A 15,932-nucleotide genomic window follows, 5' to 3' on the forward strand; every position below is an offset into this window, starting at 1 on the left:
GGCTCACCCAGGGAGCTGAGCGCAACCTCGCAGAAACTCATGCGTATGCCGGGCAGCCTGCTCGATCAGCTGTTGCTGATCCAGGCCGCTGCTCTTCAATGGCTTGAAATCATGGTCACCGGACTCCAGCCAGCTCAGCTGGATCTGCCCGGACAACTCGTAACCCGCTACTTCCTCGGGCTTGCCGAACGGGTCGCGGGTCCCCTGCAGTATCAGCGTCGGGGTGCGCAGCTGCGCCAGATGCGCGGTACGTGGCCTGTCCGGTTTGCCCGGCGGATAGAAGGGGTAGCCGAAACAGACCAGGCCGGCGGCGCCCAGCTCGTCAGCCAACAGGCTGGCGACCCGCCCACCCATCGACTTGCCACCGATGAACACGGGGCCGGGCAAGGCCTGATAATGTGCCCGGAAGCTATCCTGCAGCACCGGCATGGGGTTTGGCGGTCGTTTACCGCCCAACGCGCGCCGGGTAACCATATAGGGGAATTCGAAACGCAGCACCCTCACACCCTGTGCCGCCAGCGCCTCGGCCAGCAGCTCGAGGTAATCGCTGTCCATCGGCGCTCCGGCACCGTGGGCCAGCAACAGGGTCACCCTGGCCGCTGCAACAGGGGCCGTTTCAAGAAAGGATGGGGTCATGCGCTACACTCCTGATGGCAGTACCGCTGGTCAGTTCGGATCGTTTCTGGCGGACCAGCTTTTTTGGCCCAGCGCCTTGATTTCGGGCATGTGCGACATCATGCCACAGCATGCTGCCGGAACCATCCCTTCACAGCTCCAACCCCGGGGCTTATCCTTTGCCCCTCGGTAATCCGGCCTGTGGTGGATAGCCGCGGAAATCCTTCGCCGACCCTCCCGGCCACTGGCCATTACGTTGACATGTGTCATTGCAAACAATACGGGCATTCCTCATACTGCCGCCGCTTTGACCCCCTTTAACCTTTGCTATCCGTGGAATCTCTCGCATGAGCACAGCTACCACTCCGACAGCCTATAACTATAAGGTGGTACGTCAGTTCGCCGTCATGACGGTGGTCTGGGGTATCATTGGCATGGCTCTAGGTGTCTTCATTGCCGCCCAGCTGGTCTGGCCATCTCTCAACTTTGATCTGCCCTGGACCAGCTTCGGACGCCTGCGCCCGCTGCACACCAACGCGGTCATCTTCGCCTTCGGTGGTTGTGCGCTGATGGGCACCTCGTTCTACGTGGTGCAGCGTACCACGCAGGCGCGCCTGTTCTCCGACGGTCTGGCGGCCTTCGTGTTCTGGGGCTGGCAGGCGGTTATCGTGCTGGCCGTGATCACCCTGCCGCTCGGCTACACCAGTACCAAGGAGTACGCTGAACTGGAGTGGCCGATCGACATCCTGATCACGCTGGTGTGGGTAAGCTATGCCGTGGTGTTCTTCGGCACCATCGCCAAGCGCAAGATGAAGCACATCTACGTGGCCAACTGGTTCTACGGCGCCTTCATCGTCACCATCGCGATTCTGCATATCGTCAACAACATGTCCATGCCGGTGAGCATGTGGAAGTCCTACTCCATGTATGCCGGTGCCACTGATGCGATGATCCAGTGGTGGTACGGCCATAATGCCGTGGGCTTCTTCCTGACCGCCGGCTTCCTCGGCATGATGTACTACTTCGTGCCCAAGCAGACCGATCGCCCGGTGTACTCCTACCGCCTATCGATCGTGCACTTCTGGGCGCTGATCGGCCTGTATATCTGGGCCGGCCCGCATCACCTGCACTACACCGCCCTGCCTGACTGGGCACAGACCCTGGGCATGGTGATGTCGCTGATCCTGCTGGCACCTTCCTGGGGCGGCATGATCAACGGGATGATGACCCTGTCCGGCGCCTGGCACAAACTGCGCACCGACCCGATCCTGCGCTTCCTGGTGGTGGCCCTGGCGTTCTACGGCATGTCCACCTTCGAAGGCCCGATGATGGCGATCAAGACCGTCAACGCCCTGTCGCACTATACCGACTGGACCATCGGCCACGTACACGCCGGCGCCCTGGGCTGGGTAGCGATGATTTCCATCGGTGCCATCTACCACATGCTGCCGAAGGTATTCGGTCGTGAGCAGATGTACAGCACCGGCCTGATCAACGCGCACTTCTGGCTGGCGACCATCGGTACCGTACTGTACATCGTCTCCATGTGGGTCAACGGCATCACCCAGGGCCTGATGTGGCGCGCAGTGAACATCGACGGCACCCTGACCTACTCCTTTGTCGAGGCACTGGAAGCCAGCCATCCGGGCTTCATCGTCCGCTGGATCGGTGGCCTGTTCTTCCTGATCGGCATGCTGCTGATGGCCTACAACTCCTGGCGCACCATTGCCGCGTCCAAGCCGGCCGAAGCCCAGTCTGCAGCCCAGATCGCCTGAGGATTTGATTGATGAGACAACATGAGATTGTTGAGAAGAACATAGGCCTGATGATCGTGCTGATCGTGATCGCGATCAGCTTCGGTGGCCTGACCCAGATCGTCCCGCTGTTCTTCCAGGACGAAACCACCCAGCCGGTGGAGGGCCTGCGCCCTTACACCGCGGTGGAACTGGAAGGCCGTGACATCTACATCCGCGAAGGCTGCGTCAGCTGCCACTCGCAGATGATTCGTCCGTTCCGCTCGGAAACCGAGCGCTACGGTCATTACTCCGTCGCCGGCGAAAGCGTCTGGGAGCACCCCTTCCTGTGGGGCTCCAAGCGTACCGGTCCGGACCTGGCCCGTGTCGGCGAGCGTTACTCCGACGACTGGCACCGCGCTCACCTGATCAACCCGCGTGACGTGGTTCCCGAGTCGAAAATGCCGTCCTACCCCTGGCTGCAGGAAAACGTCCTGACTGGTAAGCACACCGCCCGGAAAATGGAAGTCATGCGCAAGCTGGGCGTCCCATACACCGATGAAGACATTGCCGGCGCCACCGAGGCCGTCAAGGGCGTAGCCGAAATCGACGCTCTGATCGCCTACCTGCAGCACCTGGGCACTGTCATCTCCGACCGCCGGTAACCAACCAATGGATATCAACACTCTCCGCGGCATTGCCACCATCTTTGCGATGGTGGCCTTTATCGGCGTCGTGATATGGGCCTACAGCTCATACAAGAAGAAGGATTTTGATGAAGCAGCCCAACTGCCCTTCGCCGACGATGATGAAGACCAGAAAACGCGTGAGCAGCAAGACACCAGGAGTAATGAAAAATGAGTAATTTCTGGAGCGGCTATATCATTGCCCTCACTGTCGTTTTCCTCGTCCTGATCACCTGGCTCCTGTTCGCCACGCGCAAGGGCCAGCAGGTCGACCAGACGACCGAGACCACCGGCCACAACTACGACGGCATCGAGGAATATGACAACCCGTTGCCGCGCTGGTGGTTCATGCTGTTCATCGCGACCCTGGTCTTCACCGTGATCTACCTGATCCTGTACCCCGGCATGGGCAAGTTCCCGGGCGTGCTGGGCTGGACCCAGGTCAACCAGTACGAGCGTGAAGTGAGCCGTGCCGAGGCACAGTTCGCCCCCATCTTCGCCAACTACAGCGAGATGTCGATCGCCGATGTAGCCCGCGACGAAGAGGCACGCCGTATCGGCCAGCGCCTGTTCGCCACCAACTGCTCGGTATGTCACGGCTCCGACGCCCGTGGCGCCTTCGGCTTCCCGAACCTGACCGACAACGACTGGATCTGGGGTGGCGAGCCCGAGCAGATCATGACCACTCTGCGCCAGGGCCGTCAGGCTGCGATGCCGGCCTGGTTGGCGGTCATCGGTGAGGAAGGCGTACGCAACACCGCAGGCTACGTGCGTCACCTGGCAGGCCTGGAGTCCGAAGGTGTGGACCTCGAGGCCGGCAAGCAGGTGTTCAACACCAACTGCGTTGCCTGTCATGGTCCCGACGGCAAGGGCAACCCGCTGCTGGGCGCGCCCAACCTGACCGACGATGTATGGCTGTACGGTTCCAGCATGCTGCAGGTCCAGCACACCATCCGTGCCGGCCGTAACGGCAACATGCCCGCCCAGGCCCACCTGGGTGAAGACAAGCTGCACATGCTTGCCGCGTACGTCTACAGTCTTTCCCTGGAAGACAAGTAACATCCCACGCGACCCCCTGTCGCATGGTACGCTCCGCCCGATCAGGTTACTCTGATCGGGCGGAGCCGCATCACCCCCCTGACCAGCACTGCTCTGGCCAGGCGTCCCTTCCTATAACGATATGGCCAGCCTGATATGAGCGAGAAAATACCCGTTAAGGATGTATCGTCGAACAAGATAGAAACCGTTGACCTGTACGCCAAGCGCGCCAATATTCACGCGCGCTCGTACCAGGGCTTTTTCAAGAACATCCGCCTGGCAGGTGTCGCGGTACTGTTTCTGCTGTTCTTCGGAACGGCCTGGTTGAACGTCGATGGCCGCCAGGCGGTGCTGTGGGATCTCCCCGCTCGCCAGTTCCACATCTTTGGCGCCACCTTCCAGCCGCAGGACTTTTTCCTGCTGTCGTTCCTGCTGATCATCTGCGCCTTCGGCCTGTTCTTCATCACCACCTTCGCCGGACGGGTATGGTGCGGCTATACCTGCCCGCAGACCGTGTGGACCTGGATCTACATGTGGGCCGAGCGTGTCACCGAGGGTGAGCGCAATGCCCGCATCAAGCTCGATGCGGCGCCGATGAGCCTCAACAAACTGGCCCGGCGCAGCGCCAAGCATGCCCTGTGGATCGGCGTGGCGCTGGTCACCGCGCTGACCTTCGTTGGCTATTTCACACCCATCCGCGGTCTGGTGGTCGACCTGGCCACCTTCAACCTGAATGGCTGGGCCGCCTTCTGGATCTTCTTCTTCACCGCCGCCACCTATATCAACGCCGGCTGGCTGCGCGAGCAGGTGTGCTTCTACATGTGTCCCTATGCACGCTTCCAGAGCGTGATGTTCGACAAGGACACCATGGTCGTCACCTATGACTACACCCGTGGCGAGAGCCGTGGCCCGCGCAAGAAGGGTATCGAGCCGGCCGAACTTGGCCTGGGCGACTGCATCGACTGCACCATGTGCGTGCAGGTCTGCCCCACCGGCATCGATATCCGCGACGGCCTGCAGCACGAGTGCATCCAGTGCGCCGCCTGCATCGATGCCTGCGACGATATCATGGACAAGATGAACTACCCGCGTGGCCTGATCCGCTATACCACCGAGCACAACCTGGCCGGCCAGAAGACCCGCATCCTGCGCCCGCGCCTGATCGGCTACGGTGCTGCGCTGGCAATCATGATCGGCATGTTCATCTTCACCATCGGCAACATGGCCCAGGTCAGCCTGGACGTGCAGCGCGACCGAAATGTCCTGTATCGTGAAGCCCGTGGCGGCAATATCGAAAACGTGTACATAATCAAGGTCATGAACAAGGGCCAGCAGACCCGCACCTTCGACCTGAGCGTGGAAGGCCATCCGCAATTGCAGCTGCAGATGAGCGCAGGCCGCCTGACCGTCGAGCCGAGCAGCCTGCTGCAGGTGCCGGTCAACGTGCAACTGGACCCAGCCTTCATGCAAGGCACCAACATGCCCATCACCTTCATCGTCACCGCGGCGGATGATGCCGGTATTTCGGCGCAATCCGAAAGCCGTTTCATGGGCCCGACAATCAGGTAATTTCATGCAACACGACGAAAACATTCCACCCTGGTACAAACAGTTCTGGCCCTGGTTCCTGATCAGCATCCTGGTGTTCGCCGTGGTCATCGGCCTGGGCCTGCTCTACGTCTCGCTGCTCAACCCGGACAGCATGGTGCGCGACAACTACTACAAGGAAGGTCGCGCCATCAACATGCACATGGGCCGCGACCACCGCGCACGGGACCTGGACCTGGCGGCGCAGTTCAGCGTCGATGACCTGACCGGTGATGTCAGCCTGCAGCTGGAAGGCAACCTGGAGCAACTGCCACCCCGGCTGCTGCTGGAGATCATGTCGCCGACCCACGCCGAGCGCGACCGCAGCGTGGAGCTGCAGCAGATTTCCGGCAATCACTACACCGGGCAACTGGAACGTGGCATCCAGGGCCGGCACTACATCGACCTGAGCGATCCGGCGCTGCCGGGTGCAGACGGCTGGCGCCTGACCGGCGAGATCACCCTGGTCATGGGGCAGCAGCACCAGCTCAACTCGCGCTGAGCCATGGCCCACCCCATTCCCTGCTATCACTGCGGCGAGCCGGTTCCGGCCGGCTCGTCGTGGCGCGTCGCCATTCTCGGCGAGCAACGTGCCATGTGCTGCCCCGGCTGCCAGGCCGTGGCCGAGGCCATCATCGCTGGCGGACTCGAGTCCTACTACTCCCACCGCACGGAAAACTCGATCAACCCCGAAGCCCTGCCGCAGGCCCTGCAGGATGAGCTGGAGATGCTCGACCGCAGCGATGTGCAGCAGCGCTACGTACGCAGCGAAGGTGACCAGCAGCATATCCAGCTGCTCATCGAAGGTATCAGCTGCGCCGCCTGCGGCTGGCTGATCGAGCGGCGCCTGCAGCAGATGCCCGGGGTCGCCGAGGCCGTGCTCAACCTGGGCAACAACCGGCTGACCCTCAGCTGGGACGCGACCCGTACCCGGTTGTCGGCGCTGCTCGCCGAACTCAAGCGCATCGGCTATGCCGGCCACCCCTACGAGCCGGACCAGGCCAGTGCGCAGATCGCCCAGGAGAACCGCCGCTATCTGCGCCGCCTCGGCCTGGCCGGGCTGATGTTCATGCAGGTGATGATGGCCACCATGGCCCTGTGGGACGGCTTCAACCAGGACCTGACCCCGGAAATGGCCGTCACCCTGCGCTGGGCGGCGCTGCTGATGACCACGCCGGTGGTACTGTACAGTTGCGTCCCGTTCTTCCGCGGTGCCTGGCGCGACCTGAACAACCGCCGGCTGAGCATGGACGTATCGGTGTCGCTGGCTATCGGCGCCACCTACCTGGCCGGTATCTGGGCTACCGTCAGCAACTCCGGCGAAGTGTATTTCGACTCGGTGGTGATGTTCGCCTTCTTCCTGCTGGCCGGACGCTACCTGGAGCGGCGCGCGCGCCAGCGCACGGTCGAAAGCACCGCCAAGCTGGTCAACCTGCTGCCACCGAGCACCCTTCGCACCGATGCCGACGGCCATACCCAGCGCATCATGCTCGACGAAGTACGCCCCGGCGACCTGCTGGAGGTCAAGCCAGGCGAAAGTCTTCCCGCCGACGGGGTCATCACCCGCGGGGTTAGCAGCATCGACGAGTCGGCGCTGTCCGGCGAGTACCTGCCGCTGGCCAAGCAGGTCGGTGACCGGGTCACCGCAGGCACCCTGAATGTCGAAGGCCCGCTGCAGATCCGCGTCAGCGCCGTGGGTGAGCAGACCCGCCTGTCGGCCATCGTCCGCCTGCTGGACCGTGCCCAGTCGGACAAGCCGCGGCTGGCCCAGCTGGCCGATCGGGTCGCGCAACACTTCCTGCTCACCGTGCTGCTGGCGATCGTCGTGGTCGGGGCCGCCTGGTGGTGGCTGGTCAATGGTGACAAGGCGTTCTGGATCATCATCGCCATGCTGGTCGCTGCCTGCCCCTGCGCGCTGTCGCTGGCCACGCCAACGGCATTGACCACCGCCACCGGCAGCCTGCACAAGCTCGGCCTGCTGATCACCCGTGGGCACGTGCTGGAGGGGTTGAACAAGGTCGATACGGTGATTCTCGACAAGACCGGCACCCTCACCGAAGGACGCATGACCCTGGAGCGCATCCAGCCTTTTGCCGGCCAGGATGCCGATCTGGCGCTGGAACTGGCGCGGGCCATCGAGTCGCACTCGGAACACCCCATCGCCCGGGCCTTCGGCCGCAGTGCGCGGCAGGCCGAGTCGGTCACCAGCCACCCGGGATTGGGCCTGGAGGGCATCTGCGAAGGCCGCCTGCTGCGCATCGGCAAGCCCGATTATGTGGCACAGCTGGGCAACTGGGCAGCGCCGGAGGTGCCTGCCGAGCCCGGCCAGTGGTTGCTGCTCGGCGATGCACAGGGACCACTGGCCTGGTTCGTGCTCAATGACCGACTCCGCCGTGATGCCCCGCAATTGATCCACTCGCTCAAGGCCCGCGGCCTGCGCGTAGTGCTGCTGTCCGGCGATCATGCACCAGTGGTCGAGCGCATGGCGGCCGGGCTGGGCATCGATGAGGCCATCGGCAATGCCACGCCGGCGGATAAGCTGACCTTCGTCCAGCGCCAGCAGGCCGCCGGTGCGACAGTGCTGATGCTCGGTGACGGCGTCAACGATGTGCCGGTACTGGCCAGCGCGAACATTTCCATCGCCATGGGCGAAGCCTCCGACCTGGCCAAGACCAGCGCCGATGCAGTGCTGCTCAGCAGTCAACTGCAGGTACTGAGCGATGCCTTCGTGGTCGCCCGGCGCACCCGGCGCATCATGCTGCAGAACCTGTTCTGGGCCAGCGCCTATAATCTGGGGGCACTGCCACTGGCCGCGCTCGGCCTGGTGACACCGGCCCTGGCGGCCGCCGGCATGTCCGCCAGTTCCCTGCTGGTGGTGCTCAATGCCCTGCGTCTGAGTCGCCTGCCGGGCAATACCCGGCGTCAACGCAGCGCCCCTCGGCCCGCCCCCCTTCTGGAGCCCAGCCCATGACGGTCCTCTACATACTGATCCCGGTGGCCATCGTCCTGGTGATCGTCGCCATCCTGGTATTCAACTGGGCGGTCAACAGCGGCCAGTACGATGACCTGGACAGCCCGGCCCACAGCATCCTGTTCGATGAGGAGGACCCAGCCCACCTCAAGGCCCAGCAACAGGCCGAACAACCGCAGTCCAAGGACGACCAGCAGCCAGCCGACGAGCAGGAGCCCAGGGCCTGAGCATGGAACTGCTGCCGTTATTCCTTACCGCCCTGGCCCTGGGCCTGCTCGGCGGCGGCCACTGCATCGGCATGTGCGGCGGCCTGATGGGCGCGCTGACCCTGGCCATTCCCGCCGAGCAGCGCCGGGGCTGGACGCTGTGGCGGGTGCTGCTGGGCTACAACTTCGGGCGCATCGCCAGCTACAGCCTGGCCGGCGCCCTGCTCGGCAGTCTCGGCTGGCTGATCCAGGACCTGGGCCTGGGCCAGGGGTTGCGCGTGGTGGCCGGTCTGCTGATGATCGCCATGGGCCTGTACCTGGCCAACTGGTGGGCAGGACTGACCCGTATCGAACGCCTGGGCCGCGGCCTGTGGAAGCATATCGAGCCACGCGCCCGCAAGCTCCTGCCGGTGACCCGGCTGCCACAGGCGATCCTGCTCGGCTCGCTGTGGGGCTGGCTGCCCTGCGGCCTGGTTTACAGCACCCTGGTCTGGGCCAGCAGCCAGGGCGATGCGGCCCTGTCCGCCGGCCTGATGGCGACCTTCGGCCTGGGCACCCTGCCGACCTTGCTGGCTACCGGCCTGCTGGCCAACCGCATGATGGCGCTGCTGAGAAAGCGCCTGGTGCGCATCACCGCCGGCCTGCTGATCATCCTGTTCGGCATCTGGACCATTCCCGGGCCGCATACCGCCTGGCTCATGGGTGGTCATGGCGACCACGCGCATTCGGCAGCGCCTCATTCCGGGCATTGACCGCCAAGCAGTGATAGAATCGCGGCTTATCCGACGTATAGCAGCAACGTCATCTCGGCGGCTCGCCATCGACAGTGAGGATTGAAACCGTGCCCAATGCCACACCTTTGCTTCACCGCGAGGCGCACTGCAAGGATTGCAGCCTGGCTTGCATGTGCCTGCCCATCTCCCTGCATGCCGATGAAATGGACGCACTCGACCGTATCGTCAAGCGCGGCCGACCACTGAAGAGAGGTGATGTGCTGTTCCGCCAGGGCGATGAGTTCAGTGCCATCTTCGCCCTGCGCAGTGGAGCGATGAAGACCTACAGCCTGTCCGACGAGGGTGACGAGCAGATCACCGGCTTCCACCTGGCCGGCGAGTTGATCGGCATGTCCGGCATGGATACCGGCCGCTATACAGTGACCGCCGTGGCCCTGGAAACCACCTCGGTGTGCGAGATCCCCTTCGACACCCTGGACGAGCTGACCGCGGTACTGCCGCAACTGCGCAAGCAGTTGATGCGGCTGATGAGCCGCGAACTGCGCGAGGACCAGGAAATGATGCTGCTGCTGTCACGCAAGAATGCCGACCAGCGCATCGCCACCCTGCTGATCAACCTGTCGGCGCGCTTCCGCGCCCGCGGCTACTCGGCCAAGGCCTTCCGCCTGGCCATGTCGCGCAACGAGATCGGCAACTACCTGGGGCTGGCGGTGGAAACCGTCTCGCGGGTCTTCACCCGCTTCCAGCAGCAGGGCCTGCTGCTGGCCGACGGCAAGCAGATCGAGATCCTCGACTATATTCAGCTATGTGCCCTGGCCGGCGGCCAGAACGATTGAACCAAGGAATCGCCACATGATATTCGATGAGTTCACCATCAAGTCGCTGATCCGCCCGGTTCCGGGCTTCCCGCGCGAGGGCGTGACCTTCCGCGACATCACCCCGCTGTACCAGTCCCCGCGCGCGGTACGCATGGTCGCCGACAGCCTGATCCAGCGCTACGTCGAGTCGCCGGTGACCCATATCGGCGCCATCGACGCCCGCGGCTTCCTGATCGGCGCGGTACTGGCCTACGAGCTGAACAAGCCGCTGGTACTGTTTCGCAAGGCCGGCAAGCTGCCCGCCGACTGTCTCAGCGCCGCCTACACTACCGAGTATGGCGAAGCGCATATCGAAGTGCACCGCGACGCGTTGCACGAGGGCGACCAGGTACTGCTGCTCGACGATCTGATCGCCACCGGTGGCACCTTCCTCGCCGCAGCCCGGCTGATCGGCCAGCTCGGCGCCGAAGTCTACGAAGCCGCCGCCATCATCGACCTGCCGGACCTCGGCGGCTCGCGCCTGATGCAGGATGCCGGCATCGCCACCTTTACCCTGTGCGCCTTCGAAGAGAACGAGTAGGTCCATGCCCGGCGAGGCCAGCACACCCGATCTGATCGCGCGGGGGACGCCCGCATTCCGTCGCGCCAGCCTGGCCCTGGTGCTTGCTTCGCTGGTGGTATTCGGCAACCTCTATGTCATCCACCCGCTGTTGCCGCTGATTTCCCAGCAGTATCAGGTCAGCACGCTGCAGGCTAGTAACGCCTTCACCCTGACCAGCCTGACCCTGGGCCTGTCGCTGCTGCTGCACGGCCCGCTCTCCGATGCCTGGGGCCGACGAGCCCCACTGATCGTCGGCATGGCGCTCACCGCCCTGTTGACCCTGGGCATGGCCTTCGCCGGCAGCTTCACCACCCTGGTATGGCTGCGCGCGGCGCTGGGCATCGCCCTGGGCGTACTGCCGGCCACCGCCATCGCCTATCTCGGTGACAGCATGCAGCGCACCGCGCTGGTCAGTGCGGTGGGTCTGTATATCGGGGGCAATACCGTTGGCGGCGCCGGTGGCCGCCTGCTCGGCGGCTTCGTCGCCGAGCATGTCGGTCTGCAGGCGGTATTCCTGATCGTCGGCGCCGGGAGCCTGCTGTGCACCCTCGCCGTCGCCCTGCTGCTACCGGCAGCCAGCGCCTTCCGCCCGCAGCGGCTGTCACTGGGCGGCATCCTGGGCACCTTCGCCAGCCATCTGGGCAATCGTGCGCTCCTGCCCGCCTATCTGATCGGCGGGCTGAACTTCATGGTGTTCATCAACCTGTACACCTTCATCACCTTCCGCCTGAGCGCCGAGCCCTGGCAACTGGGCGCCGGCAGCCTCGGCCTGCTATTCCTCACCTACCTGGCCGGCACCCTGTCGGCCAGCCTGTCCGGGCGCGTGGGCACGGGCCGGGCCACGCAAGGCATGGCTTGGGGCATCCTGCTGTTCATGCTCGGCTGCCTGATTACCCTGAGCGACCAGTTATGGTTGATCATCGGCGGGCTGATCTGCAACGCCTTCGGTTTCTTCCTCACCCATTCGCTGGCCAACAGCTGGGTGAATCAGCAGGCGGCACATGGCAAGGCCAGCGCCTCGTCGCTGTACTCGGTGTTCTATTACCTCGGTGCGGCAGTGGGCATCTACTACCTGGCACCCTTCTGGCGCCTGGCGGGCTGGCCGGCGGTGGTCGGCGGCAGCCTGCTGATCCTGTTGGTCAACCTGGCACTGATTCTCTATATGCGACGCGCGCTGGCAACTGGACGTTGAGGCCAGGCTTACCTATTATCAGCAACAGAACAATAAGCCAGTCCTGTCTCAGGATGAACCAAGCCAAGGAATTGTCGGCATGCCCATAGCCACACTGCCCCCGGACACCCGCCTGCTGCTCATCGATGATCACCAGATCTATCTCGACGGCCTTACCCTGACCCTGAACAAGCTGTGCCAGGGCATCACCCTGGATCATGCGCGCACTGCCGCCGAGGCCCAGGAGCAGGTCAGGCAACACACCTACGACCTGGTCCTGCTGGACCTGCACCTGCCCGACGGCAATGGCCTGATGCTGCTGGAAAAGCTACGCGGCATCGATCCGCTGACACCGGTGGCGATTCTCACCGGCAGCAACAACCCCAGTGACATGGATGCGGCGCTGCGTCTGGGCGCCGCCGGCTTCATCAGCAAGACCGCCGATGGGCCGATGCTGGTCAGTGCCGCGCTGCGCCTGCTGTTCGGTGAGCAGGTGCTGATCGCCGATGAGAGCCAGCCGCTGGACCGCCAGGCCAATGCCCGGGAACGGGGTATCACCCCGCGCCAGCTGGAGATTCTCGATCTGCTCGCCGAAGGCCTGCCGAACAAGGTGATCTGCCAGCGCCTGTCGCTGTCCGAGGATACGGTCAAGACGCACCTCAAGGCGGTATTCGCCGCACTGGGTTGCCACAACCGCACCGAATGCGTCAACACCGCGCGCCGGCACGGCCTGGTCAGCAACTAACCGATGGTTCCGGCCGCCCCGGCCAGCAGCGACTGCACGCTGCGGCGCAGACGTGCCGGTAGCACCGGCTTGTAGATGACCAGGACATCGGCCTGCCGAGCGGCATCAGCCAGCGTGCTGCTGGTGTCGGCGGTGACCAGGACCGCCGGCCCGTCATACAGGCCAGCCTGGCGCAGGCTGGTGACCAGTTCCAGGCCGTTCATCGGACCTTCCAGATGATAGTCGGTGAGCAACAGGTCGGCCCCTTCGGTGGCAGCCGCGCCCTGCCCCAGCAATGCCTCAGCATCCGCGTAGCAGCTGACCTCGCAACCCCAGTGGCGCAGCAGCGTGTCCATCGCCTCCCGGTTGACCATGTCGTTCTCCACCAGCAGCACACGGCCGTTGAGCGCTGCGCCACTGGGCGCCAGTATCGTGGCCGGCTGCGCCTGCCATTCACCCAGCGGCACCTCGATCCAGAAACAGGCGCCCTGCCCCGGCTCGGAATCCACCCCGGAAGGGTACTCCAGCAAATGCTGCAGCTGGCGACAGATCGACAACCCCAGGCCTACCCCCTTGTCCAACGTCCGTGCCGGGTTGCGCAACTGGGTGAACTCTTCGAATATCCGCTGCTGCTCGTCCCGGCTCAGGCCACAGCCATCATCCACCACCGCGATGCGTGCCTGTGCTCCACTCTCGGTCACCCGCAGCCACACCCGACTGGCGCCGGCGTGGACCAGCGCATTGTTGAGATAATTGCGCACCAGCCGTTCCAGCAATACCGGGTCGGTGTATACCGCGCAACGTGGCGGGCAATCGAGCTGCAGGCTGATACCGCGCTGGCGGGCACTGACCTCGACACTGTCGAGCAGGCGCTGCAACCAGTCATGCAGGTTGATGTGCCGCAACTGCGGCCGCACCATACCCACCGACAGACGGGAGATGTCCAGCAGCGAGTTGAGCATCGCCTGCAGCAACTGCGCGGACTCGGCCAGCCGGTCAATGGTCCTGCGGGTATCTGGCTCAACGGTTTTTTCGTCCAGATGCTGAATGAACAGCGACATGGCGTGCAGCGGCTGGCGCAGGTCATGGCTGGCGGTGGCCAGGAAGCGGGTCTTGCTCTGGCTTTCCCGCTCGGCGCGTACCCGCGCCGCCTGCAGCAGTTGCTCGTTGAGGTAGGCGCGGCGCAGCATATGCTCGTAGGCATAGGCGCCGATGCTGGCCATCAGGGTGAAGCAGCAGAGGAACAGCCCGGTACCCAACACCACCTGGCGGGACGCACCCAGCAGCGCCTCACCAAGCAGGTAGCTGGCCACGATGAACCAGGACCCGAGCACCGAATGACGGGCCGGCAAGCCGAGCAGGAAGGAGCCTGACAGCAGGATCAGGTACAGGCCGTCATGGGTCACCGGGACACCTATTGGCTCCAGGCGGCACAGCAGGATCACCATGGTCACCATCAGCCCGGTGCAGACGTAGCCCAGGGTCGCGGTATTGAATGCCGAGCCCGGTACCACGCGATCGGCACGGTTGGAATACCACAGGCAGTAGCACACCAGCAGCAGCACCGCCAGGCGCACCGGGATGCTCAGCTGGTATACCGACTCGGGCAGGAAGGCGTAGTCCACCCAGATGAACAACAGCATGAAGCCAAGGCTGGAGACGGCCACCGGCCAGACCCGGCTGCACATCTTGCGGTGCAGGTAGGACATGAACCCGGCTTCCATCGGCGCTGGAAAGCGCAATCGCCCGAGGCGATGACGCTGGGCCAGCAACGCCGGCTCGTCCAACGATTCGGCAGGCGCGGCAGCGGCTTCGACCATCATCTTGTTGTTATCCTTCTGATTCGTCGCTCCGGCACAAGACTACGCCGTTCCCCGCCTCCAGCCAATATAGTGGCTTTGCTGATACCCCATCATCAAGCTGCCGCGGTGCGGTTGACCCTGCCGCACCAGCTCTGCATGCTAAAGTCCACGGAAGCTCTCCACTCACCTTCACAGCGGAACCCTCGCCATGCCTCAGACAGCCGATATCAACCGCCAGATCCTACTCGCCTCCCGCCCGGTGGGTGCCCCCGTACCCAGCGATTTCAAGCTGGTGGAAACCCCGGTGCCCAGGCCCGGTCCCGGACAGATGCTGTTGCGCAATATCTGGATGTCGCTGGACCCGTACATGCGCGGTCGCATGAGCGATGCCAAGTCCTACGCCGAGCCGGTGTCGGTCGGCGGGGTGATGCCCTGTGGCGCGGTGAGCCGGGTGCTGGAATCCAACCTCGACGGCTTCGCCGCCGGTGACCTGGTGATGTGCTATACCGCCGGCTGGCAGGACTACAGCCTGTCCGACGGCAGCATGGTGTTCAAGCTGGACCCGAACATGGCCGAACCGTCCCAGGCCCTGGGTGTGCTCGGCATGCCCGGCTTCACCGGCTATATGGGGCTGCTGGATATCGGCCAGCCCAAGCCCGGCGAGACGGTGGTGGTGGCCGCGGCGACCGGTCCGGTCGGCAGCGTGGTCGGCCAGGTCGCCAAGCTCAAGGGCTGCCGGGTGGTCGGGATCGCCGGCGGACCGGAGAAATGCGCCTATGCGGTGGATGAGCTGGGCTTCGATGCCTGCCTGGACCACAAGCTCGACAGCCTGGCCGACGACCTGGCCAATGCCTGCCCGGACGGTATCGACGTGTACTTCGAGAACGTCGGCGGTAAGGTGTTCGATGCGGTCATGCCGCTGCTCAACCCGCACGCACGGATTCCGGTGTGTGGCCTGATCGCCCAGTACAACGCCACCAGTCTGCCGGATGGCCCCGATCGTTTGCCACAGCTGATGCGCCTGTTGCTCAGCCAGCGCATCCGTATGCAGGCGTTCATCATCTTTGACAACTACGGCCCGCATTATCCCGAGTTTCTGCAGGCCATGACGCCCTGGGTCGCCGAGGGCAAGGTCAAGGTCAGGGAGCACCGGGTCGATGGACTGGAAAACGCCCCCCAGGCTTTCATCGGGATGCTCGAAGGGCAGAATTTTGGCAAGATGGTGGTCAAGATCGCCGATTGAGCC

Annotated in this window: 16 protein-coding genes; 14 read left to right on the forward strand and 2 right to left on the reverse strand. The window is 64.0% G+C overall.

Features of this window, described 5'->3' with window-relative positions:
* Positions 1–3: 3 nt before the first annotated feature.
* On the reverse strand, positions 4–636 hold the full coding sequence (locus H6X51_RS03895; RefSeq protein WP_185266202.1) for an alpha/beta fold hydrolase: 633 nt from the start codon (positions 634–636) through the stop codon (positions 4–6).
* A gap of 326 nt (positions 637–962) precedes the next feature.
* Between H6X51_RS03895 and ccoN the strand changes: the two genes are divergently transcribed.
* The 13 genes from ccoN (at position 963) to H6X51_RS03960 (ending at position 12,905) form a co-directional block, all read left to right on the forward strand.
* Positions 963–2,390, forward strand: a complete 1,428-nt coding sequence (gene ccoN, locus H6X51_RS03900) for a cytochrome-c oxidase, cbb3-type subunit I (protein WP_185266203.1) — start codon at positions 963–965, stop codon at positions 2,388–2,390.
* A gap of 11 nt (positions 2,391–2,401) precedes the next feature.
* Positions 2,402–3,013, forward strand: coding sequence for a cytochrome-c oxidase, cbb3-type subunit II (gene ccoO, locus H6X51_RS03905; RefSeq protein WP_105644594.1), 612 nt, complete (start codon positions 2,402–2,404; stop codon positions 3,011–3,013).
* A gap of 7 nt (positions 3,014–3,020) precedes the next feature.
* Entirely contained in the window at positions 3,021–3,209 is a 189-nt protein-coding gene (locus tag H6X51_RS03910) for a cbb3-type cytochrome oxidase subunit 3 (RefSeq protein WP_185266204.1), read from the forward strand.
* Entirely contained in the window at positions 3,206–4,093 is an 888-nt protein-coding gene (gene ccoP, locus H6X51_RS03915) for a cytochrome-c oxidase, cbb3-type subunit III (protein ID WP_185266205.1), read from the forward strand. The genes H6X51_RS03910 and ccoP overlap by 4 nt, the downstream gene beginning before the upstream one ends.
* 135 nt (positions 4,094–4,228) lie before the next feature.
* Entirely contained in the window at positions 4,229–5,641 is a 1,413-nt protein-coding gene (gene ccoG / locus H6X51_RS03920) for a cytochrome c oxidase accessory protein CcoG (RefSeq protein ID WP_185266206.1), read from the forward strand.
* Positions 5,642–5,645: 4 nt separating this feature from the next.
* Complete coding sequence (locus H6X51_RS03925) at positions 5,646–6,161, forward strand: FixH family protein (protein ID WP_185266207.1); 516 nt, start codon at positions 5,646–5,648, stop codon at positions 6,159–6,161.
* A 3-nt stretch (positions 6,162–6,164) separates the two neighbouring features.
* A complete protein-coding gene (locus H6X51_RS03930; RefSeq protein WP_185266208.1) occupies positions 6,165–8,630 on the forward strand; it encodes a heavy metal translocating P-type ATPase in 2,466 nt (821 codons plus the stop codon).
* Positions 8,627–8,857, forward strand: a complete 231-nt coding sequence (gene ccoS / locus H6X51_RS03935; RefSeq protein ID WP_185266209.1) for a cbb3-type cytochrome oxidase assembly protein CcoS — start codon at positions 8,627–8,629, stop codon at positions 8,855–8,857. The genes H6X51_RS03930 and ccoS overlap by 4 nt, the downstream gene beginning before the upstream one ends.
* Before the next feature lie 2 nt (positions 8,858–8,859).
* The gene (locus H6X51_RS03940) at positions 8,860–9,588 is read left to right on the forward strand and encodes a sulfite exporter TauE/SafE family protein (protein WP_185266210.1); all 729 of its coding nucleotides are present in this window, start codon (positions 8,860–8,862) and stop codon (positions 9,586–9,588) included.
* Positions 9,589–9,677: 89 nt separating this feature from the next.
* Entirely contained in the window at positions 9,678–10,406 is a 729-nt protein-coding gene (fnr, locus tag H6X51_RS03945) for a fumarate/nitrate reduction transcriptional regulator Fnr (protein WP_328795615.1), read from the forward strand.
* A gap of 16 nt (positions 10,407–10,422) precedes the next feature.
* Positions 10,423–10,968 carry an adenine phosphoribosyltransferase gene (locus tag H6X51_RS03950; protein WP_185266211.1) on the forward strand — a complete coding sequence of 182 codons (546 nt, stop codon included), beginning with the start codon at positions 10,423–10,425 and terminating at the stop codon, positions 10,966–10,968.
* 4 nt (positions 10,969–10,972) lie between these two features.
* Positions 10,973–12,181: an MFS transporter gene (locus H6X51_RS03955; protein WP_221627208.1), complete on the forward strand. Its 1,209-nt coding sequence runs from the start codon at positions 10,973–10,975 to the stop codon at positions 12,179–12,181.
* A gap of 79 nt (positions 12,182–12,260) precedes the next feature.
* Positions 12,261–12,905 carry a response regulator gene (locus tag H6X51_RS03960; protein WP_185266212.1) on the forward strand — a complete coding sequence of 215 codons (645 nt, stop codon included), beginning with the start codon at positions 12,261–12,263 and terminating at the stop codon, positions 12,903–12,905.
* Here the strand turns inward: H6X51_RS03960 and H6X51_RS03965 are convergent.
* The gene (locus tag H6X51_RS03965; protein ID WP_185266213.1) at positions 12,902–14,707 is read right to left on the reverse strand and encodes a hybrid sensor histidine kinase/response regulator; all 1,806 of its coding nucleotides are present in this window, start codon (positions 14,705–14,707) and stop codon (positions 12,902–12,904) included. The genes H6X51_RS03960 and H6X51_RS03965 overlap by 4 nt on opposite strands.
* 187 nt (positions 14,708–14,894) lie before the next feature.
* On the opposite strand from H6X51_RS03965, the gene H6X51_RS03970 reads away from it, so the two are divergent.
* Positions 14,895–15,929 (forward strand): NADP-dependent oxidoreductase, encoded by a 1,035-nt coding sequence (locus H6X51_RS03970; protein ID WP_185266214.1) that lies wholly within the window; start codon positions 14,895–14,897, stop codon positions 15,927–15,929.
* Positions 15,930–15,932: the final 3 nt, after the last annotated feature.

Origin of the sequence: Halopseudomonas xiamenensis (assembly GCF_014219065.1) — a bacterium.
Lineage (GTDB): Bacteria > Pseudomonadota > Gammaproteobacteria > Pseudomonadales > Pseudomonadaceae > Halopseudomonas > Halopseudomonas xiamenensis.